Annotated in this window: 1 protein-coding gene; it reads right to left on the reverse strand. The window is 70.1% G+C overall.

Annotation, left to right across the window (positions count from 1 at the left end):
- Positions 1-521, reverse strand: a 521-nt coding sequence (locus L6Q67_RS24445) for a WD40/YVTN/BNR-like repeat-containing protein (RefSeq protein WP_367171693.1), incomplete at both ends; no start/stop codon positions are given.

Consider the following 521-nt stretch of genomic DNA (forward strand, 5'->3'; position numbering starts at 1 on the left):
GTCGGCCGAGGCTGCCACCGCGTAGAGCGGCGTGCTGCCCACGTCGGCCAGCTGGGTGAAGGTGCTGCCGTCGCTGCTGGTGACGATGGCTCCGCCGGTAACGCCGGTGCCCACTGCGGCAAAGTAGTAGGTGGTGACGCTGTTGGTGGTGACGGCGACGGTATCGACGCTGCGCAGATCGGTGCAACCGGCGCCGCTGAGGGTGACCGCCTGGGTGGTCCAGGTGCTGCCGTCGGTGCTGGTGAGCATCGTGCAGTTGGCGCCCACGGCGATCCACTGGCCCTTGACGGAGTAGGTGACGCCGTAGAGGTTGGGGGTGCTGGCCGGCACGGCGGCGGCGGGGGTCCAGCTCTGGCCGTCGGTGGAGTACACGATGCGGCCGTTGTCGCCCACGGCCACCACGGTGGCGCCGTTGCTGGCGAGTGCGTTGAGGTTGGCGGTGCCCGCGTCGCTGATGGTGCCGGCGGTCCAGGTGCCCGGGGTGGTGGAGTACCAGGTCTTGCCACCAGTGCCAACGCTGA

Source organism: Zoogloea sp. (assembly GCF_023150065.1).
In the GTDB taxonomy this organism is placed as follows: domain Bacteria; phylum Pseudomonadota; class Gammaproteobacteria; order Burkholderiales; family Rhodocyclaceae; genus Zoogloea.